Below are 23,507 nucleotides of genomic sequence, written 5' to 3'. Positions count from 1 at the left end.
CTTCCGCTTTTCCCTGGGGTAGACCATGAACAAGACCCGAGCCTCCGGACGCACGGTCGGAGGGCTGCGCACCCTCTTGCTGCAGGCGCCGGCCGTGTCTCTGCTGTTTCTGTGGATGATCGTGCCGCTGGCGATGACCGTGTGGTTCTCGCTGCAGCGCTACAACCTGCTGATGCCGGGCATGACCGGCTTCGCCGGCCTCGAGAACTACGAATACCTGTTCACCGACCCGGCGCTGTGGTCGGCCATCGGCACCACGCTGCTGCTGGTCGGCTGGGTGCTGGCGATCACCGTAGTCGGCGGCACCCTGCTGGCGGTGCTGTTCCAGCAGGAGTTCCTGGGCCGCGGCATCGCCCGGGTGCTGGCCATCTCGCCGTTCTTCGTCATGCCCACGGTCAGCGCCCTGATCTGGAAGAACATGATGATGCACCCGGCCAACGGCGTGCTGGCCTGGCTGGCCGAGTCGCTGGGCCTGCCGGCGGTGGACTGGTTCTCGTCGCTGCCGCTGACCTCGATCGTGATCATCGTCGGCTGGCAGTGGCTGCCCTTCGCGCTGCTGATCCTGCTTACCGCCATGCAGTCGCTGGACGATGACCAGGTCGAGGCGGCGCGCATGGACGGCGCCGGACCGATCGCGATCTTCTTCTTCATCACCCTGCCGCACCTCAAGCGGGCGATCAGCGTGGTGATCATGATCGAGATGATCTTCCTGCTGACCATCTTCGCCGAGATATTCGTCACCACCTCGGGCGGCCCGGGGCTGGCCACCACCAACCTGGCCTACCTGATCTACATTCGCGCGCTGCTCGACTTCGACGTCGGCATGGCCTCCGCCGGCGGCGTGGTGGCGATCGTGCTGGCCAACATCGTCGCCGTCTTCCTGGTCCGCATGGTGGCCAGGAACCTGGACAACTGACGCGGGAGCGCCCACATGACGACGAAAACCCAATCGATGAGCGCCGCCGGCGCGACCCGGGCAGCGAACGGCCCGCGCTTCGGGGCCCTGAGCAGCCGCCGCCTGTGGCTGACCGTGCTCGGCTGGACGGTCGCCGGAGTAATCTTCTTCCCGATCTTCTGGATGGTGCTGACCGGCTTCAAGACCGAGGCCGAGGCGATCGCCGATCCCAGCCTGATCTTCTCGCCGACCCTGGACAGCTATGCCGAGGTGCAGAGCCGCGCCGACTATCTCCACTTCGCGCTGAACAGCGTGGTGGTGTCCTTCGGCTCGACCCTGCTGGCGCTCGTGATCGCCATTCCCTCGGCCTACGCCATGGCCTTTCTGCCGACCAAGCGCACCAAGGGCACCCTGCTGTGGATGCTGTCGACCAAGATGCTGCCGCCGGTGGGGGTGCTGGTGCCGATCTACCTGCTGTTCCGCGACTTCGGCCTGCTCGATACCCGTACCGGGCTGGTCATCGTCTATACCCTGATGAACCTGCCGATCGTGGTGTGGATGCTCTACACCTTCTTCAAGGACCTGCCCAGGGACATCCTCGAGGCCGGTCGCATGGACGGCGCCGGCACCCTGCAGGAGGTGTGGTATCTGCTGCTGCCGCTGACCCTGCCGGGCATCGCCTCCACCGGGCTGCTGGCGGTGATCCTGAGCTGGAACGAGGCCTTCTGGAGCCTCAACCTGACCTCCTCCCAGGCGGCACCGCTGACCGCCTACATCGCCTCCTTCTCGAGCCCCGAGGGCCTGTTCTGGGCCAAGCTCTCCGCCGCCTCGACCATGGCTATCGCGCCGATCTTGGTCTTTGGATGGCTCACCCAGAAACAGATGGTTCGCGGCCTGACCTTCGGCGCCGTCAAATAACGAGGATTCCCCTGATGTCCACGCTCCAACTCAAGCAGATCACTAAGAGCTTCGGCGAGACCGACGTCATCAAGGGCGTCGACCTCGAGGTCAACGACCGCGAGTTCGTGGTCTTCGTCGGCCCCTCGGGCTGCGGCAAGTCGACCCTGATGCGGATGATCGCCGGGCTCGAGAACGCCACCTCCGGCGACATCGTCATCGACGGCCAGCGCGTCAACGAGGTGGGCCCCGCCGATCGCGGCCTGGCCATGGTGTTCCAGAGCTACGCGCTCTATCCGCACATGACCGTCGAGGACAACATGGGCTTCAGCCTGCGCCTGGCCGGCGTGCCCAAGGCCGAGCGCCGCCAGAAGGTGCTGGAGGCGGCCCGCATCCTGCAGCTCGAGCCGCTGCTGGACCGCAAGCCCAAGGCGCTCTCGGGCGGCCAGCGCCAGCGCGTGGCGATCGGCCGCGCCATCGTGCGCAACCCGAGCATCTTCCTGTTCGACGAGCCGCTTTCCAACCTCGATGCGGCGCTGCGGGTGCAGATGCGCATCGAGCTGGCGCGACTCCATGAAGAGCTCGACGCCACCATGATCTACGTCACCCACGACCAGATCGAGGCCATGACCATGGCCGACAAGATCGTGGTGCTGCAGGGCGGCGTGGTCGAGCAGGTGGGCTCGCCGATGGAGCTCTATCACCATCCCCGCAACCGCTTCGTGGCCGGCTTCATCGGTTCGCCCAAGATGAACTTCCTGCCCGTGGAAGCCACCGAGGCCGGTGCCGAGGGCGTCAGCGTGCGTCTGCCCGGTGGCGATGTCGCCCGGGTGCCGGTGGCCGGGGAGGGCGTCTCGCCGGGCACCGCCCTGGAGCTCGGCATCCGCCCCGAGCACCTGGTGCTCGACGACCAGGGGCCGCTGCGCGGCGAGATCCAGGTGCTCGAACGCCTGGGCGGCCAGACCTCGCTCTACGTGGCGATGGGCGAGCAGACGGTGACGATCATGGCCGACGGTGACGTCGCCCACCGGGTGCGCGACGAGGTGCGCTTCGGTTTCGAACCCGGCCGCGCCCATCTGTTCGCCGCCGATGGCCTGGCCCTGCCGAGCCTCGAGGCGCATCCGCTGGCCGGGCTGAAGCGCCAGGACAACCGCCTGGCCTCGGACGCCGGCAGCGAGTGAGGAGCATGTCGATGGAGACCCTGATCTTCGACTGCGATGGCGTGCTGGTCGACAGCGAGACCATCGCCGAGGCTACGCTGATCCAGCGGCTCGGTGCCTGGCTGCCGGACGTCGAGGTGGAGGCGGTGCTGGCCCAGGCGCTGGGCATGACCACGGCCGATATCCTCGCCCACCTCGAAGGGCTGAGTGCCCATCGCCTGCCGGTCGGCGCCCTGGGCCGCCTCGACGACGAGATCGAGGCGCGCCTGGCCGACGAACTGCGCGCCATCGACGGAGTCGCCGAGGCCATCGCCGCGCTGGACCTGCCGCTGGCGGTGGTCTCCAACAGTCGTCGCCAGCGGGTGTTGGCGTCGCTCGAGACCACCGGGCTCGCGGCGCGGCTGGGCGAGGTGCCGATCTTCACCGCCGACCAGGTGGAAAGGCCCAAGCCGGACCCGGCGGTCTATCGCCACGCTGCCGCGCGACTCGGACGGGCTCCGGAAGACTGCCTGGCGGTCGAGGACAGCGTCTCCGGCGTCATCGCCGCTCACCGCGCCGGCATGACGGTGATCGGTTTCGTCGGCGCCAGCCACGTCTCGCCGGGCCAGGCCGGGCGCCTGAGCGAGGCCGGGGCCTGGCACATCATCGCGCACATGGACGAGCTGGTCGCCCAGGTCCGGTACTGGCGCGAGGCGCGCCGGCCGGCCGCGGGCGGCTGAGGCGTCGCCTCCGGGCATTTTCATCGAGGAGCACACATGAAACTCAACGACAGGGTCGCCGTGATCACCGGCGGCGCAAGGGGGATCGGCCTGGCCATCGCCGAACGCTATCTCGCCGAGGGTGCCCGGGTGGTGGTGGCCGACATCGACGCGGCGGCCATCGACGCCGCCGTGGCCGCCCTGGACGGCGGCGAGCGGGTGCGCGGCATCCGCCTGGACGTCTGCGACCGAGCCTCCATCGACGCCATGGTCGAGGAGGTCGTCGGCCACTTCGGCGGCATCGACATCCTGGTCAACAACGCCGCGGTGTTCGACATGGCGCCGGTGCTCGAGGTTACCGAGGCCAGCTACGACCGGCAGTTCGCGGTCAACGTCAAGGGCGCCTTCTTCACTCTGCAGGCGGTGGCCCAGGCGATGGTCGACCGCGGCCGGGGCGGCAAGATCATCAACATGGCCTCCCAGGCCGGCCGCCGAGGCGAGCCGCTGGTCAGCATGTACTGCGCCTCCAAGTCGGCGATGATCAGCCTGACCCAGTCCTGCGGCCTGGCGCTGATCGAGCACAGCATCAATGTCAACGGCATCGCCCCGGGCGTGGTCGACACCCCGATGTGGGACGAGGTCGATGCGCTGTTCGCCCGCTACGAGCAGCGTCCGCTGGGCGAGAAGAAGCGCCTCGTCGGCGAGGCGGTGCCCTACGGCCGCATGGGCCGGCCGGAGGATCATGCCGGCGCCGCGGTGTTCCTGGCCAGCGACGACAGCGATTACGTGGTGGCGCAGACGCTCAATGTCGACGGTGGCAACTGGATGAGCTAGGCGTATTCGAAAACTGGCTGCGCTCGACCATACGGCGTTAAAAATCGACTCAAATTGCTCATTTACAGAACCGTAAACTCCGCTTTTTCGTCGATTTTTGCCTTGTCTGGTCTTCGCTCGCTGCCTTTTCGAACTCGCCTGATGCCTGCGTCTTGAAGTCGGGAAACAGCAAATGAATCCGAATATCCATGAGGTAGCCGAGCGGGTGCTGGCGGCGGCGGGGGAGAGTCGGCGCTTCATCGTCGCTCTGGCCGGGCCGCCGGCCGCCGGCAAGTCGTTCCTCTCGGGCTGGCTGTGCCGCGAGCTCAATGCCCGCCGGCCCGGCAGCGCCGCGGTGGTGCCGATGGACGGCTACCACTACGACAACGCCGTGCTCGAGCCCCGGGGGCTGGTGCCCGTCAAGGGCGCGCCGGAGACCTTCGACTGCGACGGGCTGCGCCACGACCTCGAGCGCATCCGCTGCGCCGACCGCCCCGTCGCGGTGCCGGTGTTCGACCGGCCGCTGGACCTGGCGCGGGCCGGCGGCCGGCTGATCGCCCCCGAGCATCGCCTGGTGATCGTCGAGGGCAACTACCTGCTGCTCGACCAGGGCCCCTGGCCCGCACTGCGCGAGCTGTTCGACATGACGCTGTTCCTCGAGGTGCCCGACGAGCTGCTCGAGGCGCGTCTGATCCAGCGCTGGCGGGAGATGGGCCAGGACCCGGCCGGCGCCCTCGAACGCACTCGCCACAAGGACATGCTCAATGCCCGGCTGATCAAGACCGCGTCGGTGACCGCCGATCTGCACTGGTCCGCCGGCGATTGACCGTCGCTCACTCTACTCTGATTCGACCGCACCACGCGGCAGGAGCCTCCTTCATGACACGACTCGCCACTGATCATCTCGACCGGCTGGATGACCGGGTAGCCACGCCGGCCTATGACCGTGCCGCCGTGAGCGCCGGTATCGTCCACTTCGGGGTGGGCGGCTTCCATCGCGCTCACCAGGCCATGTACCTCGACGAGCTGATGAGCCGCGGTCAGGCGCTGGACTGGGGCATCGTCGGCGTCGGGGTGATGCCCGGCGACCGGCGCATGCAGCAGGCGCTGGCCTCCCAGAACCATCTCTATACCCTGGTGGTCAAGCACCCCGATGGCCGGTACGCACCGCGGGTGATCGGCTCGATGATCGACTATCGCTATGCCTCGGACGACCCCGAGGCGGTGATCGAACTGATGGCCGACCCGGCGATCCGCATCGTCTCGCTGACGGTCACCGAGGGCGGCTACAACTTCCATCCGGTGACGGGCGAGTTCGATCTCGACAACCCCGACGTGCGCCACGACCTGGCCGAGCCGGCCGCGTCGCGCACCAGCTTCGGGCTGATCACCGAGGCGCTGGCGCGGCGCCGCCAGCGCGGTCTCGGCCCCTTCACGGTGATGTCCTGCGACAACATCCAGGGCAACGGGGAGGTGGCGCATCGCATGTTCACCGCCTTCGCCCGGGCCCGGGACGCCGAGCTCGCCGCCTGGATCGAGGCCGAGGTGCCGTTCCCCAACTCCATGGTCGATCGCATCACCCCGGTGACCACCGCCGACGACATCGATGAGCTGGCCGTGCGCTTCGGGGTCGAGGACGCCTGGCCGGTGGTCTGCGAGCCCTTCACCCAGTGGGTGCTCGAGGATCGCTTCGCCGCGGGCCGCCCGGCCTTCGAGGCGGTCGGCGTGCAGGTGGTCGAGGACGTCGAGCCCTATGAGCTGATGAAGCTGCGGCTGCTCAACGCCAGCCACCAGGCGCTGTGCTATTTCGGCTATCTGGCCGGCTACCGCTATGCCCACGAGGCCTGCGCCGATCCGCTGTTCGTCGACTTCCTGCTCGGCTACATGACGCACGAGGCGACGCCGACCCTGGCGCCGCTGCCCGGCGTTGACCTGGACGCCTATCGCCGCACACTGATCGAGCGCTTCGCCAATCCCGAGGTCAAGGACACCCTGGCCCGCCTCTGCGCCGAGAGCTCGGACCGCATCCCCAAGTGGCTGCTGCCGGTGATTCGCGAGCAGCTCGCCCGCGGCGGCGAGCTGCATCGTGCCGCGGCCGTGGTGGCCAGCTGGGCGCGCTACGCCGAGGGCGTCGACGAGGCCGGCGAGCCGATCGAGGTGGTCGACCGCCTCAAGGACGAGCTGATGTCCATTGCCGGCCGGCAGCATGATGCCCCGACTGCCTTTATCGACAACCGCGAGCTGTTCGGCGACCTGGCCGAGCAGGCACGCTTCCGCGAGGCCTACCTGTGGGCGCTGGAGCGCTTGCATCGCCACGGCGCACGCGCCACCCTCGAGGCCCTGGCAGAGCGAGAGGGCTGACGATGTACATCGGCGTGGACTGTGGCACCCAGAGCACCAAGGTGGTGGTGGTCGATATCGACGGCGGGCGAATCCTCGGCGAGGCGAGCCGCCCCCATCGGCTGGACGCCGGGGAGGGCGGGCGCCGGGAGCAGGACCCCGCCGACTGGATCGAGGCCTTTCGCGGCGCCTTCCATGACGCAGTGGCCGGCGCCGGCATCGATGCCGGCGCGATTCGCGCCATCGGCGTCTCCGGCCAGCAGCACGGGCTGGTGGCCCTGGACGCCGCGGGCGAGCCGGTCTATCCGGCCAAGCTGTGGTGCGACACCGAGACCGCCGAGCACAACGCCTCCCTGGTCGATCGCCTGGGCGGTGAGGCCGGCTGCCTTGACCGACTGGGGCTGGTGCTGCAGACCGGCTATACCGCCTCCAAGCTGGCCTGGCTGCGCGAGCGGCATCCCGAGGCCTATCGGCGCATCTCCACCCTGCTGCTGCCCCACGACTATCTCAACTTCTGGCTCACCGGCGAGCGGGTCGCCGAGGCCGGCGACGCCTCGGGCACCGGCTACTTCGATACCCGTGCGCGGCGCTGGCGTGAGGACGTGCTGGCCGAGATCGCCCCCGAGCTCGACCCGCAGCGGGTGCTGCCGCGGCTGATCGAGTCCCGCGAGCCGGCCGGCACGGTGAGGCCCGCGCTGGCCCGTGAGCTGGGGCTGGCCGAGGGTGTCGTGGTCGCAAGCGGGGGCGGCGACAACATGCTGGGCGCCATCGGCACCGGCAATATTCGCCCGGGGCTGGTGACCCTGAGCCTCGGCACCTCGGGCACGGTGTGCGCCTACTCGCCCGAGCCGGTGCTGCCCGACGACGCCCAGGTGGCCAACTTCTGCGCCAGCCACGGCGGCTGGCTGCCGCTGATCTGCACCATGAACGTGACCTCCGCCACCACCCGGGTACGCGAGCTGTTTGGCCTCGACCTGGCGGCCTTCGGCGAGCGGCTCGCCGCCGCGCCGATCGGCGCCGAGGGCGTTACGGTGCTGCCGTTCTTCAATGGCGAGCGGGTCCCGCCGCTGCCGCTGGCCACCGGCAGCTTCCTGGGGCTGACCGGCGTCAACGCTACCCAGGCCAACCTGTGTCGGGCGGTGGTCGAGGGCGCGACCTTCGGCCTGCGGTACGGCCTCGAGCGGCTCGGCGGGCTGGCTCGACAGGCCAGCGAGATTCGCCTGATCGGCGGCGGGGCGAAGAGTGCGGTGTGGCGGCAGATGGTCGCCGACATCCTCGGCACCCCGGTGATTTGCCCCGCGGTCACCGATGCCGCCGCCCTGGGCGCGGCGGTCCAGGCGGCCTGGTGTGAGGGCGGCCGCGACGACAAGACGCCCGAGGCCTCGCTGGAGGCGCTCTGCGTCCGGCTGGTGCATCTCGACGAGAGCTCCCGGGCGTCGCCCGACGCCGAGCGCGTCGCGGCCTACGAAGCGGTCTATGCGCGCTATCGCCGGGCGCTGGCCGACCATCACGGCGTGATGGCCTGATCCCGCGCATTGCCTCGGCTCCCCAACGAACGACGCCCGATGACGAAAACCGTCATCGGGCGTCGTCGCGTCCGGGGGCGCTCAGACCGAGGCGAGATCGTCCCGGGTGGGCAGGGCGACGTAGCTGCCTGGGCGGGTCACGGCGTGGGCGCCGCAGCGGCAGGCGAAGGCCAGGGCATCTTCCAGGCGTTCGGCGTCCTGGTGCCAGCCTTCGGCGAAGCCCCGTTCGGACAGGCCGGCCAGCAGCCCGCCGATAAAGGCGTCTCCTCCCGCCGTGGTATCGACGGGAGCGACCTTCGGCGGGGCGACCGCCAGCGACAGTCCGGCGCCGAGGGCGCGCACCGGGCCGCCGCCGTCGGTGATCACCGCCAGCTTGACGCCGGCCGCCAGGCGTTCGGCCAGCCAGTCGTCTTCGGGATGATCGCCGCGCAGGTCGTCCACTTCCTCGCGGGACAGCTTGAGCAGGTCGGCGCAGTCGAGCAGCCGGGTGACCAGGGCGCTGTCGGCGCGGCCCTCGGCCCAGAGGTTGTGGCGCAGGTTGGCGTCGACGCTGACCAGGCAGCCGGCCCGGGCCGCCATCTCGGCCATCGCCAGGGTGGTCTCGGCGATCTCCGGGTCGGTCAGGCTGTTGCTGCACAGGTGCAGGATCGCCGGTTCGGCGAACACCCCGGCCGGCAGGTGCTCCAGGCGATAGAGCAGGTCGGCGGCGGGCGGCCGGTAGAAGTCGAAGGTGCGCTCGCCGTCGGCGTCGCGGGAGACGAAGGCCAGCGCGGTGCGTGCCTCGCGGGTGCGCGTCACGCCGGAGACGTCGACGCCCTGCGCCGAGAGCTCGGCGGCCAGGAAGTCGCCGAAGTGGTCGTCGCCGAGCATGCCGAGGAAGCGGCTGGGCACGCCGAGGCGTGCGCAGGCCACGGCGACGTTGGCCGGGGCCCCGCCGGCATAGGGCGTGAAGGTCTCAGGCGCGCGGTCGTCGGCGTCGCCCAGGCGGCTGGAGAGCATGTCGACGAGGGCTTCACCGAAGGCGATAACGGGCAGCATGGTGGGGGTCCTTGTGATGAAGGGGGCGGGCTCAGGCCACCTCGTGGCCGCGAGCGGCCTCGAGCAGGGCGAACCAGGCCGGACGCGACAGCTCGAGCGAGGCGTCCCGGTACAGCGTCTCGATGCGCTCGGGCTTGAGGCTGCCGATCACCGGCAGTGGCCGCCCGGGCAGGGCGCGCAGCCAGGCCAGGGCCAGTCCGGCGGGGCTGACGCCGTGGGCCTCGGCCTGGGCGCGCAGCAGCGGGGCCGCGGGGCCATCCAGCGCTCGGCCGCCGCCCAGCGGCGACCAGGCCATGGGGGCCTGGCCGTCGCCGATCACGGCATCGTAGAGGCCGTCGAACAGCGGCGCGCTATGGTCGAGCGACAGCTGCAGCTGGTGGGCCGACAGGCGCTCATGCATGCCGGCCTGCAGCCGGCGCCAGGCCTCCGGCAGGAAATTGGAGACACCGGCGGCGCCGATCTTGCCGGCGGCGATGGCGTCGTCCAGGGCGCGGCCGGTGGCCTCGGCGTCCATCAGCGGGTCGGGGCGATGCAGCAGGAAGTGGTCCAGGCGCTCCACGCCCAGCCGTTCGAGGGAGGCGTCGATGGCTCGGGTCACGTAGGCCGGCGAGCTGTCGTAGTGCTTGACGGCGAATGGCGAGGCGTCGCGCTCGGGCGTGACGATATCGGTCTTGGTCACCACCCGCACCCGGCGGGCGAGCCCGGGGCGGGCGCGCAGCGCGTCGCCGAACAGCCGCTCGCCGGCGCGGTTGCCGTAGATGTCGGCATGGTCGAACCAGTGCAGGCCCTGGTCGAGGCGCGCCTCGATCCAGTCGGCGAGGGCGTCGGGGGCGTGCAGGGCCGGCGCCTGGTGCAGGTTCATCATGCCCAGCGCGAAGGGCACGTCGAAGATCGAAGTGGGGCTCATGCGTCTGTCTCGAGCGAGAGGGTCGTGCCCAGCAGGTGCTGGGCACCGGGCACCAGCCACACCGGATCGAGCCGGGTGTTGGCGGACTCGACGCACAGGAATCGCCGGCCGGCGGCCTCGGAGGTGTCGGCCGGGCGTTCGTCGCCGGGGTGCCAGACCACGGCGGAGTCGCTGCCCTGGCGGGCGATGCGCAGCCGGCGCTGGCCGTCGTCGAGCGTGAGCTCGGCGTTGGTGTGGTAGATGCGGTCGAGGCCGCCGCGCACGCCCAGCTCGCCCTGCTGCTCGCGCTCGGCGAAGTCGGCGAGCTTGTCCAGGTAGCGGGCGCCGGCCAGCCCCTCGACGCGGCAGGCCCGGGCGTCATTCACCGCCAGGTAGCTGTGCAGGGCGCCGGTGATCTTCACCGGGGTCTCGCCGCGGTGCTCGGTGATCAGCTCCACGTGCAGGCGGTTGGCGTTGGCCTGGATCACCGCCCGCGGCACCAGCTGGGAGTGCAGGCGCTCCAGCGGCGATAGGTGCAGCTCGATGCCTTCCTCGTGCTCGTCCACGGCGTCGAGGCGCCAGTCGGCCTTGCGCGCCGGGCCGTGCATCGGACCGGAACGGTCCTCGGACTCGTCGGCGGTGTTCTCGTCGGCGAACCACGGCCAGCACAGCGGAATGCCACCGCGGATGGCGCCGGGCAGCGCCTGGGGCGTGGGCGTGACCCAAAGCCAGCCGCCGGCCACCAGCGCTTCCTCGCCTTCGCCGCTCGTAGCGTCCGCGCCTGCGGCTGTCGCGTCCTCGGGCGACACAGAAGCGCCCGTGGCTCGCGCGGCATCGGGCGCGGAAGCAGAGCCTTCAGCGGTCGCGTCTTCGGGCGACACTGGTAAAAAGTGAAGCACCTGGGCGCCCTGAAGCGACACCACGAGCTCACCCCAGGCTTCGTTGGCCAGCCACACCTCGCGGCCGGCCCATTCGGCGCGGCGCTGTCCATCGGTGGCGTCCAGCAGGGCGCGCAGGGATGCGGGAATCATGCGATCTCCTCCATCGGGCCGATCGACGCCTCGGCGTCGACGTGTTCGGCCTCTTCCGTCGAGTTACTCGACCTCTTCGTTGTGCAGGGCCTCGGCGGCGCCCAGCAGCCCCGTCCAGGGGGCGGTGACCACCTTGACCGGAATGTCGGCGTTGTAGCCGTGCATGCGGCCCTTGTCGGCGAAGGCCTCGCGGAAGCGGCTCCGCGGCAGCCAGTCGAGCAGCCGCGGCAGGATGCCGCCGCACAGGTAGACCCCGCCCCGGGCGCCGAGAGTGAGCGCGGCATCGCCGCTGACGTCGCCGAGGATCTTCAGAAAGCGCAGCAGGGTATCACGGGCGATGGGGTCTTCGCCGGCCGCCTCGGTGACGTCGGCGGGGGTGGCGTAGCGCGGGTTGGCGCCCTTCAGCGAGCAGTGCGCCAGGTAGAGATCGAGCAGCCCCTGGCCGCACAGCAGCCGCTCCACGGAGATGCGGCCGTAGCGGTTGCGGAAGTGGCGCAGCAGGTTGTGTTCGCGCTCGTCGGTGGGGGCGAAGGTCACGTGGCCGCCCTCGGCGGGCAGTGGAATCCAGGCGTGGCGGCCGGGGAAGACGCCGGCCACGCCGAGCCCGGTGCCGGGACCGATCACCAGCCGGGCGGCGTGGGGCATCGTGACTCCGGGCTGGATCTCGACCAGTTCGTCATCGGCCACGTGGGGCACGCCCAGGGCCTGGGCGGTGAAGTCGTTGATCGGCTTGAACAGCTCGAGCCCCAGGGCGTCCTTCACCTCGGCGCGGGTGAACGACCAGGGGTTGTTGGTCATCTTGATCCGCTCGCCGTGGGTCGGGCAGGCGAAGGCCAGGCAGGCCTCGCGCGGGGCGGCATCGCCCGTGGCGCCGACCCGTTCCAGGTAGTCGCGGATGGCCTCGACCAGGCCGGGATAGTCGGCGCAGGGCAGGCTCAGGATGTCGTGGGGCGCGAAGGCCCCCGGGGTCACCAGGGCGAAGCGGGCGTTGGTGCCACCGATATCGCCGATCAGTGCGGGTCGGGTCATCGTTAATTCGTCTCTCAATCAGTCACGCCAGCCGGGCCGGGTGCCACGCTCTCGATAGCCACACCGATCAGTGCGGGTCGGGTCATCGTTAATTCGTCTCTTGCAAACAGTCGCGGGAGCGGGGCCTGGTTCCCCACTCCCGATAATGGGGCCGATCATGTAACGCTCGAAGCGGTTCCGTCGACAGGTCTGCGAGGGGCGCTGTGAACCCATCCCTGGGCGCTATTTTTGCCCTGCGGCGCTCTCGCATCCTGCTCCGCTTGCAGGGCCGGTGCTGGCCATCCATGGCCAGCCCGTTCGGCGAAACTCGCCTCACCCATGGCAAAAACCCCTCTACGACCTGTCCCCGGCGCTTCTCGCTGCGTCACAACGGTGCGCACCGATGGCGCCGGTGGTGCCTCAGGCGTCTTCGTCGTGGATCTGGCCGGCCTGGCGGGCCAGGTCGTCGGCCTCGAAGCCGCCGAACACCCCGGCGCCTTCCTCGCCGCGCATGGCCAGGTGGCGGAAGCCGCCGAACAGCTCGCGGCCGAGGCCGACGTGGTAGTGGTCCAGCTCGGCCACCCGCTGCTCGCGGTCGGCCCAGGTCGCGGCGTCCACCTTGGCTTCGAGGGTGCCGGCGTTGGCGTCGAGGCGCACGATATCACCATCGCGCAGTTTCGACAGCGGTCCGCCGTCCAGCGCCTCGGGGCTGATGTGGATCGCCGCCGGGACCTTGCCGGAGGCGCCGGACATGCGGCCGTCGGTGACCAGCGCCACCTTGTGGCCGCGGTCCTGCAGCACGCCGAGGAAGGGCGTCAGCTTATGCAGCTCGGGCATGCCGTTGGCCTTGGGGCCCTGGAAACGCACCACGGCGACCACGTCGCGGTCCAGCTCGCCGGCATCGAAGGCCGCCTTGAGCTCGTTCTGGTCCTCGAAGATGCGCGCCGGGGCCTCGACCACGCGATGCTCCTGCTCCACCGCGGAGACCTTTATCACGCCGCGGCCCAGGTTGCCGTCGAGCACGGTGAGACCGCCGGTGGGGGCGAAGGGCTCATTCACGCCGCGCAGCACCTCGGTGTCGAGGCTGGTCTCGGGGCCCTCGCGCCACACCAGCTTGCCGTCTTCCAGGAACGGCTCCTGGGTGTAGGCGGTCATGTCGGTGCCGAAGGCGGTGGGAATGTCGCTGTGGATCAGGCCGGCGCCGATCAGCTCGCGGAACAGGTAGCTCATGCCGCCGGCGGCCTGGAAGTGGTTGATGTCCGCCTGGCCGTTCGGGTAGACCTTCATCAGGCTTGGGGTCACTGCGGAGAGGTCGGTGAAGTCGTCCCAGGTCAGGGTGATGCCCGCTGCCGCCGCCATGGCCACCAGGTGCATGGTGTGGTTGGTGGAGCCGCCCGAGGCCAGCAGGCCGACCACGGCGTTGACGATGGCGCGCTCGTCGATCTGCTGGTAGAAGGGGCGATAGGTGCCGCCGGGTTCGGTGTTGCGGATCGCCTGCTCGGTGGCGAAGCGGGTCAGCGCCTCGCGCATCTCGGTGCCCGGGTTGACGAAGGAGGTGCCCGGCAGGTGCAGGCCCATCATCTCCATCATCAGCTGGTTGGAGTTGGCGGTGCCGTAGAAGGTGCAGGTGCCCGGGCTGTGGTAGGACTCGGACTCCGCCTGCAGCAGGTCGTCGCGGCTGGCCTTGCCCTCGGCGAACAGCTGGCGCACGCGGGCCTTCTCCTTGTTGGGCAGGCCGCTCGGCATCGGCCCGGCGGGCACGAACATGGCCGGCAGGTGGCCGAAGCGCGCCGCAGCGATGAACAGCCCCGGCACGATCTTGTCGCACACGCCGAGGTAGAGCGCGGCGTCGAACATGTTGTGGGACAGCCCCACGGCGGTGGCCATGGCGATCACGTCGCGGGAGAACAGCGACAGTTCCATGCCCGGCTGGCCCTGGGTGACGCCGTCGCACATGGCCGGCACGCCGCCGGCGAACTGGGCGGTGGAGCCCATGTCGCGAGCCGCGGCCTTGATCGTCTCGGGGAAGGTCTCGAACGGCTGGTGGGCCGAGAGCATGTCGTTGTAGGCGGAGATGATGCCCAGGTTCGCCGCGTTCATCAGCTTCAGCGAATCCTTGTCCTGGCTGCCGCAGGCGGCGAAGCCGTGGGCCAGGTTGCCGCAGGAGAGCTCGCCGCGGTGGACGCCGCGACGATGCTGGTCGGCCATGCGCTGCTCGTAGAGCGCGCGGCGCTCGGCGCTGCGCTCGCGGATGCGCTGGGTGACCTGCTGGACGGTGGCGTTGAGTGGCGTGGAAGCTTGAGCCATGGGGCACCTCGGCAAGGAAAGGGAAGGAAACGTTTTCGTAAGTTTAACAAAAGTATCGCCCAGAAGTCGGGGGCGAACCGGGGTATACGGCTATAGTTGTAATTAACTTACCATGCAAGGGGCGTCGAGGCGCCCCTGTCTCTGTACAAGAGTGTGTCCCCTCGCGATGTCATCAAGGGTAGGTGTTGCGCCGGCCGTCGTCAGCCGGCCCGGCCGGGAGAAATCATGAAGCGACTGCGTCTCGTCGAGCAGTCCGCCGTGGCCGACGTGCCGGCGGCGGCCTGGAACGCCCTGGTGGGCGACGATCACCCCTTCCTGCGCCACGAGTTCCTGCACGCGCTTGAGGCCAGCGGCGCGGCGAGCGCCGACAGCGGCTGGACGCCTCGCCACCTGACGCTGTGGCGCGGCGAGGCGCTGGTCGGGCTGCTGCCGTACTATCACAAGCAGCATTCCTACGGCGAGTATGTCTTCGACTGGGCCTGGGCCGACGCCTGGGAGCGGGCCGGCGGACGCTATTATCCTAAGGGGCTCAGCGCCATTCCCTTCACTCCGGCCCCGGGGCCACGGCTGGCGCTGGCCGCTGACGTCGACCCGCTCGAGGCGCGTCGCCTGCTGGCCGAGCGCTGGGAGGACTCGACGCTGTCGAGCTGGCACCTGCTGTTCGCCGAGGAGGGCGAGGTCGCCGCCTGGCGCGAGGCCCGGCCCGAGCTGATCGCCCGGGCCGGGGTGCAGTTCCAGTGGCAGGACCGCGGCTACGGCGACTTCGACGGCTTCCTCGCCGCCCTGACCTCCAAGCGGCGCAAGGCCATTCGCCGCGAGCGGCGCCGGGTCGCCGAGCAGGGGCTGACCCTGCGCCGGCTGGAGGGCGAGGCGATCGGCGAGGCCGATCTGGCACACTTCTATCGCTGCTATCAGATCACCTATCTCGAGCGCGGCCAGCAGGGCTATCTCAACCGCGACTTCTTCGCCCGGCTGCGCCGCGAGATGCCCGAGGCGCTGGTGCTGGTCCAGGCGCGTCTCGAGGGACGGCCGGTGGCCGCGGCGCTGTGCCTGCAGGGCCGGCGCACGCTCTACGGCCGCTACTGGGGCAGCGAGATCGAGGCCGACGGCCTGCACTTCGAGGCCTGCTACTACCAGGGCCTGGAACACTGCCTGGCCCGGGGGCTGACTCGCTTCGATCCCGGCACCCAGGGCGAGCACAAGCTGGCCCGCGGCTTTGCGCCGCGGCGGCTGACCTCGCTGCACCATATCGCCGATCCGCGCCTGCGCGCCGGGGTGGCGCGCTTCTGCGCCGAGGAGGCCGAGCACGTGGCGGCCTACGTCGCGGCCGCCGAGCGGGCGCTGCCGTTTCGCCTCGAGGACGGTGCCTGACGCCCGTCAGATGGCGGGGTTTTGATGGATGAGGCGGCCCGGGGAAGATGGCATACTAGCGCCCTGAATTCCCTGGTGACGGACCCTCTTCATGCTCAAGTGGCTGGCCATCGTGCTCATCGCCCTCCAGGCGCTGTTGCAGTATCGCCTGTGGCTCGGCGAGGGCGGACTGCGCGAGCTGGCCGAGGTGCGCCAGCGGGTGGACCGCCTGGAAGCCGAGAATGCGCCGCTGCGGGCGCGCAACGAGCGGCTCGCCGCCGAGGTGGTCGACCTCAAGAACGGCCTCGACGCCATCGAGGAGCGCGCGCGCAGCGACATCGGCATGGTGCGCCGCGACGAGCAGTTCTTCTGGGTGCCCGACGCCGACCCGGCCGAGGAGGCGCCGTGAGCGAGCGACTGTGGCTGGTGGTGCCCGCCGCGGGCCGCGGCCGGCGCATGGGCGCCGCGCTGCCCAAGCAGTACCTGCCGCTGGCCGGGCGCACGGTGCTGGCCCGGACCCTGGCGCGGCTTCACGAGGCCTTCCCCGAGGCGCGGCTGTGCCTGTGCCTGGACCCCGACGATGCCCACTTCGACCCGGCGGCGGTGCCCTTCGCCGACTGGCGCCGGATGCCCGGCGGCGCCGAACGCGTCGATTCGGTGACCCACGCCCTGGCCGCCATCGCCGACGAGGCCGAGGCGGGCGATCCGGTGCTGGTCCACGACGTGGCCCGGCCCTGCGTGCGAGTCGACGACCTGCGGCGGCTGGCGGCGGCGGTGGCCTCAGATGCCGTGGGCGGGCTGCTGGCCGCGCCGGTGGCCGACACCATGAAGCGCGACGACGGCGACGGCCGGGTCGGCGGCACCGAGCCCCGGGACGGCCTGTGGCATGCGCTGACGCCCCAGGGTTTCGGCTACGGGCTGCTGCGCCGGGCGCTCGCCGAGGCCGCCTCACGCGGCGTCGCCGTCACCGACGAGGCCTCGGCGGTGGAGGCGCTGGGCCTCTCGCCGCGGCTGGTGAGCGGGCGCCGCGACAATCTCAAGATCACCCATCCGGAGGATCTGGCGCTGGCCGAGGCGATTCTCGCCGCCCAGGAAGCACCTGATTCCTCCGCCGACAGGAACGACACCGCATGATGCGAATCGGCCACGGCTTCGACGTCCACCGCTTCGGCGAGGGCGACCACCTGCGGATCGGCGGCGTCGCCATTCCCTTCGATCGCGGCTTCGTCGCCCACTCCGACGGCGACGTGCTGCTGCATGCGATCTGCGATGCCCTGCTCGGCGCCTGCGCGCTGGGCGACATCGGCCGCCACTTCCCCGATACCGATCCGGCCTGGGCCGGCGCCGACAGCCGCGAGCTGCTGCGCCGGGTGGTCGCGCAGGTGCACGCGGCGGGCTATCGGGTCGGCAACCTGGACGCCACGGTGATGGCCCAGGCGCCCAAGCTCTCGCCCCACGTCGAGGCCATGGCCGAGGCCATCGCCGCCGATCTGGCGGTGGCGCGCGGGGCGGTCAACGTCAAGGCGACGACCACCGAGCGGCTGGGCTTCACCGGCCGCGGCGAAGGCATCGCCGCCGAGGCGGTGGTGCTGCTGATGCGGGAGCGCGGCGATGTCTGAGGCGCCGCAGGACAAGGCACGGCAGGACAAACAACAGGCCGCGGCGATCGTCTGGCCGCCGAGCTGGCCGCGGGTGCTGGACGCGCGTTTCGGCGCGCCGCGCCCCGGCGGCTATCGGGCCACGCCGGAGGACTTTCAGGTCGAGGAGCAGCTCGGCTTCGAGCCGGAAGGGCAGGGCGAGCACCTGTGGCTGTGGCTCGAGAAGCGTGACCTGACCACTGCCATGGTCGCCCGCCGCCTGGCCAGGGCCTGCGAGGTCACCCAACGCGACGTCGGCTACGCCGGCATGAAGGACCGCCACGCGGTGACCCGCCAGTGGTTCTCGGTGCATCTGCCCGGCCGCGACGCGCCCGACGACCTCGAGGCGCGGCTGGCCGATCTGCCGCTGACGCTGCTCGAGGCCACCCGGCATCCGCGCAAGCTCAAGCGTGGCGTGCACGCCGCCAACCGCTTCCGCCTGCGCGTTACCGGCGAGGCGCTGGAGGACCCGCACCTCGCCGAGCGCTGGGCCTGGCTGTGCCACCACGGCGCCGCCAACTACTTCGGGCCGCAGCGCTTCGGCGCCGACGGGCGCAATATCCACCGCGCGGCCGGCGTGCTGGCCCGGGGCTGGCGCAAGCGTGACGACCGCGAGGGCATGCTGCTCTCCGCGGCGCGCAGCTACCTGTTCAACGAGCTGCTGGCCGCGCGAATCGCCGACGGCAGCTGGGCCACGCCGCTGCCCGGCGAGGCGGTGATCCTCGACGGCTCGTCGAGCCAGTTCGTGGCCGAGACCGTCGACGACTCGCTGATCGAGCGCGCCGAACGGCTCGACCTGCACCCCAGCGGCGTGCTCTGGGGGCAGGGCGACTCGGTGGCCCAGGACGATGCCCGTGCCCGCGAGCAGGCGCTGGCCGAGGCGCATCCCGCGCTGTGCGACGGCCTCGTGCGCGCCGGGGTCAAGACCGCTCGCCGGCCGCTGCGCCTGCGACTGGCCGCCCCGCGGCTGGCGCCCGGCGAGGGCGAGGCCTGGTTCTCCTTCACGCTGCCCCGCGGCGCCTTCGCCACCGCCGTGCTGCGCGAGCTGATCGCCCACCCGACCCTGAGTTTCCATACGCCCCGGCCGGGGCCCGAGCAAGGAGCCGCGGATGCGTCGACTGCTGCTGTCCAATGATGACGGGGTGCATGCTCCGGGCCTGCGCGCCCTGCATGACGCCCTGGCCCCCCACGCGCGGCTGCGCGTGGTGGCCCCCGACCGCGACAAGAGCGGTGCCAGCAACTCCCTGACCCTGACCCGTCCCCTGGCGCTGTCGACCCTGGACAACGGCTTCTACAGCGTCGACGGGACCCCGGCGGATTGCGTCTACCTGGGCGTCAACGGCGTCTGGGAGGAGCGCCCGGACCTGGTGATCTCGGGCATCAACCACGGCGGCAACCTGGGCGACGACGTGCTCTATTCGGGCACCGTGGCCGCCGCCATGGAAGGCCGCAACCTGGGCATGTCGGCGATCGCCATGTCGCTGGTCGGCCATCGCTACTTCGAGACCGCCGGACGGGTGGCGGCGAGCCTGGTCGGCGCCGCCGATCGGCTCTCGCTGCCGCCGCGCAGCCTGCTCAACGTCAACGTGCCGGATCTGCCCTGGGAGGAGATCCGCGGCCTCCGGGTGACGCGCCTGGGCTATCGCGGCCCGGCGGCCGAGCCGCTGGAGGTGCTCGACCCGCGCGGGCGCAAGCGTTACTGGATCGCCGCCGTGGGCGAGAGCGCCGACGACGGCGAGGATACCGATTTCGCCGCCGTGGAGGCCGGCTTCGTGTCCATCACGCCGCTGCAGCTCGATCTGACCCGGCATGCGGCGCGCGACGACGTTCAGGAATGGCTGGATGCACTCACCTGATTCCCGCCGCCGGCTGCGACCGGAGCTGCTGAAGGGCGTCGGCATGACCTCCCAGCGCACCCGCGACCGCATGGTCGAGCGCCTGGCCCGGCAGGGCATCGCCGACCGGCGGGTGCTGGAAACCATGGCCGAGGAGCCGCGCCACCTGTTCCTCGACGAGGCGCTGTCCCATCGCGCCTACGAGGACACCTCGCTGCCCATCGGCCACGGCCAGACGCTGTCACAGCCGTGGATCGTGGCGCGCATGACCGAGCTGGTCCGCGAGGAAGCGCCCGAGCGGGTGCTGGAGATCGGCACCGGCTCGGGCTACCAGACCCTGGTGCTGGCGCGGCAGGTGGCGGAACTCTGGTCGGTGGAGCGAATCAATGCCCTGCACCGTCGAGCCGGCGAGCGGCTGCGACTGCTGGGCGTGCACAACGTTCACTTGCGCCTGGCCGACGGCGGTCACGGCTGGCCCGAGGCCGCGCCCTTCGAGGTCATTCTGTTGACCGCCTGTGCCAAGGCGTTGCCCGAGCCGCTGCTGGCCCAGCTGGCCGACGGCGGAGTGATGATCGCCCCGCTGGCCGAGTGTGACGGCCGCCAGTGGCTGGTGCGGGTGCGTCGCCAGGGTGACCGGTTCGAGAAGGAACGCCTGGAGCCAGTACGCTTCGTGCCGCTGCTGGAAGGTGTGATCCGATAAGTCGATGCAAGCGCCGATTCGAGCGTGGCCATGTCTCAGTGTTTTCTAGGGAGTAAGTTCTTGAAGCGTCAATTAGGCCTCTTGCTCAGGGGTGCCGGGATGGGCGCCGCCGATGCGGTGCCCGGCGTCTCCGGCGGTACCATCGCCTTCATTACCGGCATCTACGAGGAGCTGCTGCTGACCGTGCGTCGTTTCGGCCCGAGCGCCTTCGTTGCCTGGCGCCGCGGCGGCCTGCGCGGGCTGGCCACGCATCTCAATCTGGGTTTTCTGCTGCCGCTGCTGGCCGGCATCGCCGCCAGCCTGATCAGCGTCGCCCACCTGGTGGTGTGGCTGATGGCGGATCAGCCGCTGCTGCTCAACGGCTTCTTCTTCGGCCTGGTGGCGGCCTCGGCGCTGGTGGTGAGCCGACATCCCGCCGACTGGCGCTTCTGGCACCTGCTGCCGCTGGCGGTCGGCCTGCTGCTGGCTCAGCTGCTGCCGTCGCTGATGCCGCTGATCGGCAGCCTCGGCAGCCCCGAACTGGTGCTGGTGGCCGGCGGTGCCCTCGCCATCAGTGCCATGCTGCTGCCCGGCGTCTCGGGCAGTTTCCTGCTGCTGACCATGGGCCTCTATGGCCAGGTCATGGAGGCCATTCGCGGGTTCGAGCTGGGCACTATTGCGCTGTTCGGCGGCGGTTGCCTGATCGGCGTGTTCGCCTTCTCGCGACTGCTGTGCTGGTTGCTCGAGCGATTTCATGCCGCCACCCTGCAACTGCTGGTGGGATTCATCCTCGGTTCGCTGCCGGTGCTGTGGCCCTGGCGCGAGCTGGTGAGTTACCAGCTTTCCCCGGATGGCCAGATGATTCCCCTCGATTACCGTTATCTGACACCCTCGGCATTCACCGAGGTCACCGGCGAGCCCGCCCAGCTCGTCGCGGCGGTCGCGCTGATGCTGGCCGGTGCCGCCCTGGTGTGGGGCATCGGCAGGACCCAGAATGGCGATCATAGCGCCGCCCTGGGCGGCCGACACGAGGACAAGGAGGAAGGTTCCGATGCATAAGGTTTTGCTGATTTCAGGGCTGGCCCTGACCCTGGCGGGCTGCGCTACCTCTCGCGAGGCCCCGCCGCCGGTGCAGGTTCAGGATCTGTCGGCCAGCCGCGCCGCGGATCGGCCGGCCAGCTACACCGTCGAGGCCGGCGACACGCTCTACGGCATCGCCTGGCGCCATGACATGGACTACCGCGACCTGGCGCGGCTCAACCATATCGAGCCGCCCTACAGCATCCAGCCGGGGCAGCAGCTGTCGCTGGGCGGCAGCGCCTCCGCCGGCAGCGGTGAGTCCGGCACCGGCGTGAGTGCCACGGCCGCCGCCGCCGGTGGGGCCGTGGCGACCGGCCTCGGCGGCGAGAGCCAGGACGACGGTTCGCTGGACTGGCTGCTGCCCGACGGCAGCACCGAGCGCAGCGGCGGCGAGGCGCAGGCCGAGACGAGCGCTGGTGAACAGGCCAGTAGCGCCGGGCCGGGCCCGGTCTACGATCCCGACAGCCCCGGTGCCGATGGCAACCTGAGCGAGAGCGATCAGGCCGAGCGCCAGCGTCGCGAGGAGCGCGAGCAGGCGACGGCGGAAGGCGACGTCGCGGCCGAGCAGACCGACGCCGAGACGGGTTCCCAGGAGCCGCCCCAGGCCGATGCCGGCACCCAGGTGGCGGGCGAACCGGCGTCCAATGACAGCGAACAGCGGACCTATACGCCGGTGGACGACGTCCCCTGGCAGTGGCCCGCCGATGGCCAGGTGGTCGGCAATTTCGGCGAGGGTGGCAGCATCACCGCCGGCATTGATATCGAGGGGCAAAAGGGGCAACCTGTCAAGGCGGCCGGGCCGGGAATCGTGGTCTATGCGGGCAGTGGCGTACGCGGGTACGGCAACCTGATCCTGCTCAAGCACAACGATGAATTCCTGAGCGCCTACGCCCACAACGACAGCCTGCGGGTGAAGGAAAACGACGTTGTCGAGACCGGCGAGGTGATCGCCACCATGGGCGACAGCGACGCCGAGGATGTCAGGCTGCACTTCGAGGTGCGCAAGGACGGCCAGCCTCAGGATCCGCTGGAGTATCTGCCAAAGCGTTGAGCCCAAGCGTTGAAGGAAAGGGTCGCCAAGCCGCTCGTGTCAGCAAGGCAACACAATACAATGACAACCTCTGACATCGATCGTTTCGGGCATGACACGGTGCTCGATACAACCATGGGGTAACAATCGATGAGCATGCTTGAACGGGACCTGAACGAGGTGGACATGGAGTCGGCCGAAGAAGCCGGTGAGCAGGAGGTCGAGCTCGAGAGCGCCGCGCCCGATGATGCGGACGCGGCCTTCGAGAAGGCGCTGAGCCGTGAGGACCGCCACTATCACCACAGCCTCGATGCCACCCAGATCTATCTCAACGAGATTGGCTTCTCGCCGCTGCTGACGCCGGAGGAGGAGGTCTTCTACGGCCGCCTCGCCCGCAAGGGCGACCCCGCCGGCCGATCGCGGATGATCGAGTCCAACCTGCGGCTGGTGGTCAAGATCGCCCGGCGCTACCTCAACCGCGGCCTGACCCTGCTCGACCTGATCGAGGAGGGCAACCTGGGCTTGATCCGCGCGGTGGAGAAGTTCGATCCCGAGCGCGGCTTCCGCTTCTCGACCTATGCCACCTGGTGGATTCGCCAGACCATCGAGCGGGCGCTGATGAACCAGACCCGCACGATTCGCCTGCCGATCCATGTGGTCAAGGAGCTCAACATCTACCTGCGGGCGGCCCGCGAGCTGACCCAGAAGCTCGACCACGAGGCCACCGCCGAGGAGATCGCCGATCACCTCGACAAGCCGGTAGAGACGGTCAAGAAGATGATGGGGCTCAACGAGCGGGTCTCCTCGGTCGACTACCCCGTGGGCGCCGAGAGCGACAAGCCGCTGATCGAGACGCTGACCGACGACAACGACCTGGGCCCGGAATCGACGCTGGTGGACGGCGACGTCAAGCAGCACGTCGACGACTGGCTGGCCGAGCTCACCGACAAGCAGTGCGAGGTGGTGGTACGCCGCTTCGGCCTGCGTGGCCACGAGGCCTCGACCCTCGAGCAGGTCGGCGAGGAGATCGGCCTGACCCGCGAGCGGGTGCGCCAGATCCAGGTCGAGGCGTTGAAGAAGCTGCGCCGCATGCTCGACAAGCAGGGGCTCGACCTCGACGCCATCTTCGAGTGACCCTTCCTTCCTAGAGACGATTGACCAGCGAAAGCCAGGGCTAAGCCCTGGCTTTCCGCGTTTATGGCCGAGCTGGGTGTAAAAATCTGCTTTTTCATGAAAAAGCAGTAATAAATATGGTTATTTGAAAATATTTTGGTCGTCAGGGCCGTGAAAACGGCGC

At 70.0% G+C, this 23,507-nt stretch carries 23 protein-coding genes; 18 read left to right on the top strand and 5 right to left on the bottom strand.

Annotation, left to right across the window (positions count from 1 at the left end):
• Window positions 1-25: 25 nt before the first annotated feature.
• The 8 genes from MYL53_RS10760 to xylB all read left to right on the top strand — a co-directional run bounded on the left by MYL53_RS10760 (window position 26) and on the right by xylB (window position 8,329).
• Window positions 26-916, top strand: a complete 891-nt coding sequence (locus MYL53_RS10760; RefSeq protein WP_247853827.1) for a carbohydrate ABC transporter permease — start codon at window positions 26-28, stop codon at window positions 914-916.
• 15 nt (window positions 917-931) lie between these two features.
• Window positions 932-1,813, top strand: a complete 882-nt coding sequence (locus tag MYL53_RS10755) for a carbohydrate ABC transporter permease (RefSeq protein WP_425591749.1) — start codon at window positions 932-934, stop codon at window positions 1,811-1,813.
• 14 nt (window positions 1,814-1,827) lie between these two features.
• On the top strand, window positions 1,828-2,973 hold the full coding sequence (locus MYL53_RS10750; protein ID WP_247853826.1) for an ABC transporter ATP-binding protein: 1,146 nt from the start codon (window positions 1,828-1,830) through the stop codon (window positions 2,971-2,973).
• Between the two features lie 11 nt (window positions 2,974-2,984).
• The gene (locus MYL53_RS10745; protein ID WP_247853824.1) at window positions 2,985-3,671 is read left to right on the top strand and encodes an HAD family hydrolase; all 687 of its coding nucleotides are present in this window, start codon (window positions 2,985-2,987) and stop codon (window positions 3,669-3,671) included.
• A 36-nt stretch (window positions 3,672-3,707) separates the two neighbouring features.
• Entirely contained in the window at window positions 3,708-4,484 is a 777-nt protein-coding gene (locus MYL53_RS10740) for an L-iditol 2-dehydrogenase (RefSeq protein WP_247853822.1), read from the top strand.
• Between the two features lie 172 nt (window positions 4,485-4,656).
• Entirely contained in the window at window positions 4,657-5,289 is a 633-nt protein-coding gene (locus MYL53_RS10735) for a nucleoside triphosphate hydrolase (RefSeq protein ID WP_247853820.1), read from the top strand.
• Window positions 5,290-5,342: 53 nt separating this feature from the next.
• A complete protein-coding gene (locus tag MYL53_RS10730) occupies window positions 5,343-6,824 on the top strand; it encodes a mannitol dehydrogenase family protein (protein WP_247853818.1) in 1,482 nt (493 codons plus the stop codon).
• A 2-nt stretch (window positions 6,825-6,826) separates the two neighbouring features.
• Complete coding sequence (gene xylB / locus MYL53_RS10725; RefSeq protein ID WP_247853816.1) at window positions 6,827-8,329, top strand: xylulokinase; 1,503 nt, start codon at window positions 6,827-6,829, stop codon at window positions 8,327-8,329.
• A gap of 81 nt (window positions 8,330-8,410) precedes the next feature.
• Here xylB and MYL53_RS10720 read toward each other — a convergent pair whose 3' ends face one another.
• The 5 genes from MYL53_RS10720 to edd all read right to left on the bottom strand — a co-directional run bounded on the left by MYL53_RS10720 (window position 8,411) and on the right by edd (window position 14,599).
• Complete coding sequence (locus MYL53_RS10720) at window positions 8,411-9,367, bottom strand: carbohydrate kinase family protein (RefSeq protein WP_247853815.1); 957 nt, start codon at window positions 9,365-9,367, stop codon at window positions 8,411-8,413.
• A 31-nt stretch (window positions 9,368-9,398) separates the two neighbouring features.
• Entirely contained in the window at window positions 9,399-10,274 is an 876-nt protein-coding gene (locus MYL53_RS10715; RefSeq protein ID WP_247853814.1) for an aldo/keto reductase, read from the bottom strand.
• Window positions 10,271-11,284, bottom strand: a complete 1,014-nt coding sequence (locus MYL53_RS10710) for a D-hexose-6-phosphate mutarotase (protein WP_247853813.1) — start codon at window positions 11,282-11,284, stop codon at window positions 10,271-10,273. Before MYL53_RS10710 ends, MYL53_RS10715 begins: the two co-directional genes overlap by 4 nt.
• Window positions 11,285-11,347: 63 nt before the next feature.
• Complete coding sequence (gene glk, locus MYL53_RS10705; RefSeq protein WP_247853811.1) at window positions 11,348-12,313, bottom strand: glucokinase; 966 nt, start codon at window positions 12,311-12,313, stop codon at window positions 11,348-11,350.
• Window positions 12,314-12,712: 399 nt separating this feature from the next.
• On the bottom strand, window positions 12,713-14,599 hold the full coding sequence (gene edd, locus MYL53_RS10700; RefSeq protein WP_247853809.1) for a phosphogluconate dehydratase: 1,887 nt from the start codon (window positions 14,597-14,599) through the stop codon (window positions 12,713-12,715).
• A 225-nt stretch (window positions 14,600-14,824) separates the two neighbouring features.
• Between edd and MYL53_RS10695 the strand changes: the two genes are divergently transcribed.
• The 10 genes from MYL53_RS10695 (at window position 14,825) to rpoS (ending at window position 23,344) form a co-directional block, all read left to right on the top strand.
• A complete protein-coding gene (locus MYL53_RS10695; RefSeq protein ID WP_247853807.1) occupies window positions 14,825-15,970 on the top strand; it encodes a GNAT family N-acetyltransferase in 1,146 nt (381 codons plus the stop codon).
• A gap of 91 nt (window positions 15,971-16,061) precedes the next feature.
• The gene (ftsB, locus tag MYL53_RS10690; protein ID WP_247853805.1) at window positions 16,062-16,358 is read left to right on the top strand and encodes a cell division protein FtsB; all 297 of its coding nucleotides are present in this window, start codon (window positions 16,062-16,064) and stop codon (window positions 16,356-16,358) included.
• Window positions 16,355-17,083 (top strand): 2-C-methyl-D-erythritol 4-phosphate cytidylyltransferase, encoded by a 729-nt coding sequence (ispD, locus tag MYL53_RS10685; protein ID WP_247853803.1) that lies wholly within the window; start codon window positions 16,355-16,357, stop codon window positions 17,081-17,083. Before ftsB ends, ispD begins: the two co-directional genes overlap by 4 nt.
• Window positions 17,083-17,568: a 2-C-methyl-D-erythritol 2,4-cyclodiphosphate synthase gene (gene ispF / locus MYL53_RS10680; RefSeq protein WP_282103507.1), complete on the top strand. Its 486-nt coding sequence runs from the start codon at window positions 17,083-17,085 to the stop codon at window positions 17,566-17,568. The genes ispD and ispF overlap by 1 nt, the downstream gene beginning before the upstream one ends.
• The gene (gene truD, locus MYL53_RS10675; RefSeq protein WP_247853800.1) at window positions 17,561-18,721 is read left to right on the top strand and encodes a tRNA pseudouridine(13) synthase TruD; all 1,161 of its coding nucleotides are present in this window, start codon (window positions 17,561-17,563) and stop codon (window positions 18,719-18,721) included. The genes ispF and truD overlap by 8 nt, the downstream gene beginning before the upstream one ends.
• Window positions 18,696-19,442 (top strand): 5'/3'-nucleotidase SurE, encoded by a 747-nt coding sequence (gene surE, locus MYL53_RS10670; protein ID WP_247853798.1) that lies wholly within the window; start codon window positions 18,696-18,698, stop codon window positions 19,440-19,442. The genes truD and surE overlap by 26 nt, the downstream gene beginning before the upstream one ends.
• A complete protein-coding gene (locus tag MYL53_RS10665) occupies window positions 19,429-20,121 on the top strand; it encodes a protein-L-isoaspartate(D-aspartate) O-methyltransferase (RefSeq protein WP_247853797.1) in 693 nt (230 codons plus the stop codon). Before surE ends, MYL53_RS10665 begins: the two co-directional genes overlap by 14 nt.
• A gap of 60 nt (window positions 20,122-20,181) precedes the next feature.
• Complete coding sequence (locus MYL53_RS10660; RefSeq protein WP_247853796.1) at window positions 20,182-21,159, top strand: DUF368 domain-containing protein; 978 nt, start codon at window positions 20,182-20,184, stop codon at window positions 21,157-21,159.
• Complete coding sequence (locus tag MYL53_RS10655; protein WP_247853795.1) at window positions 21,152-22,231, top strand: peptidoglycan DD-metalloendopeptidase family protein; 1,080 nt, start codon at window positions 21,152-21,154, stop codon at window positions 22,229-22,231. The genes MYL53_RS10660 and MYL53_RS10655 overlap by 8 nt, the downstream gene beginning before the upstream one ends.
• 129 nt (window positions 22,232-22,360) lie before the next feature.
• Window positions 22,361-23,344, top strand: a complete 984-nt coding sequence (gene rpoS, locus MYL53_RS10650) for an RNA polymerase sigma factor RpoS (RefSeq protein WP_247853794.1) — start codon at window positions 22,361-22,363, stop codon at window positions 23,342-23,344.
• The last annotated feature ends 163 nt before the right edge of the window (window positions 23,345-23,507 follow it).

This window comes from Halomonas getboli (genome assembly GCF_023094245.1).
GTDB lineage: Bacteria > Pseudomonadota > Gammaproteobacteria > Pseudomonadales > Halomonadaceae > Halomonas > Halomonas getboli.
This window is presented reverse-complemented; position numbering and strand designations above follow the sequence as displayed.

Coding starts and splice junctions, on each gene's coding strand:
- MYL53_RS10760 (WP_247853827.1), top strand. CDS start 26: ATGAACAAGACCCGAGCCTCCGGACGCACGGTCGGAGGGCTGCGCACC.
- ftsB (WP_247853805.1), top strand. CDS start 16,062: ATGCTCAAGTGGCTGGCCATCGTGCTCATCGCCCTCCAGGCGCTGTTG.
- MYL53_RS10750 (WP_247853826.1), top strand. CDS start 1,828: ATGTCCACGCTCCAACTCAAGCAGATCACTAAGAGCTTCGGCGAGACC.
- MYL53_RS10755 (WP_425591749.1), top strand. CDS start 932: ATGACGACGAAAACCCAATCGATGAGCGCCGCCGGCGCGACCCGGGCA.
- edd (WP_247853809.1), bottom strand. CDS start 14,599: ATGGCTCAAGCTTCCACGCCACTCAACGCCACCGTCCAGCAGGTCACC.
- truD (WP_247853800.1), top strand. CDS start 17,561: ATGTCTGAGGCGCCGCAGGACAAGGCACGGCAGGACAAACAACAGGCC.
- MYL53_RS10665 (WP_247853797.1), top strand. CDS start 19,429: ATGCACTCACCTGATTCCCGCCGCCGGCTGCGACCGGAGCTGCTGAAG.
- MYL53_RS10745 (WP_247853824.1), top strand. CDS start 2,985: ATGGAGACCCTGATCTTCGACTGCGATGGCGTGCTGGTCGACAGCGAG.
- MYL53_RS10740 (WP_247853822.1), top strand. CDS start 3,708: ATGAAACTCAACGACAGGGTCGCCGTGATCACCGGCGGCGCAAGGGGG.
- MYL53_RS10720 (WP_247853815.1), bottom strand. CDS start 9,367: ATGCTGCCCGTTATCGCCTTCGGTGAAGCCCTCGTCGACATGCTCTCC.
- MYL53_RS10710 (WP_247853813.1), bottom strand. CDS start 11,284: ATGATTCCCGCATCCCTGCGCGCCCTGCTGGACGCCACCGATGGACAG.
- MYL53_RS10730 (WP_247853818.1), top strand. CDS start 5,343: ATGACACGACTCGCCACTGATCATCTCGACCGGCTGGATGACCGGGTA.
- rpoS (WP_247853794.1), top strand. CDS start 22,361: ATGAGCATGCTTGAACGGGACCTGAACGAGGTGGACATGGAGTCGGCC.
- ispF (WP_282103507.1), top strand. CDS start 17,083: ATGCGAATCGGCCACGGCTTCGACGTCCACCGCTTCGGCGAGGGCGAC.
- MYL53_RS10715 (WP_247853814.1), bottom strand. CDS start 10,274: ATGAGCCCCACTTCGATCTTCGACGTGCCCTTCGCGCTGGGCATGATG.
- surE (WP_247853798.1), top strand. CDS start 18,696: ATGCGTCGACTGCTGCTGTCCAATGATGACGGGGTGCATGCTCCGGGC.
- xylB (WP_247853816.1), top strand. CDS start 6,827: ATGTACATCGGCGTGGACTGTGGCACCCAGAGCACCAAGGTGGTGGTG.
- glk (WP_247853811.1), bottom strand. CDS start 12,313: ATGACCCGACCCGCACTGATCGGCGATATCGGTGGCACCAACGCCCGC.
- MYL53_RS10735 (WP_247853820.1), top strand. CDS start 4,657: ATGAATCCGAATATCCATGAGGTAGCCGAGCGGGTGCTGGCGGCGGCG.
- MYL53_RS10655 (WP_247853795.1), top strand. CDS start 21,152: ATGCATAAGGTTTTGCTGATTTCAGGGCTGGCCCTGACCCTGGCGGGC.
- MYL53_RS10695 (WP_247853807.1), top strand. CDS start 14,825: ATGAAGCGACTGCGTCTCGTCGAGCAGTCCGCCGTGGCCGACGTGCCG.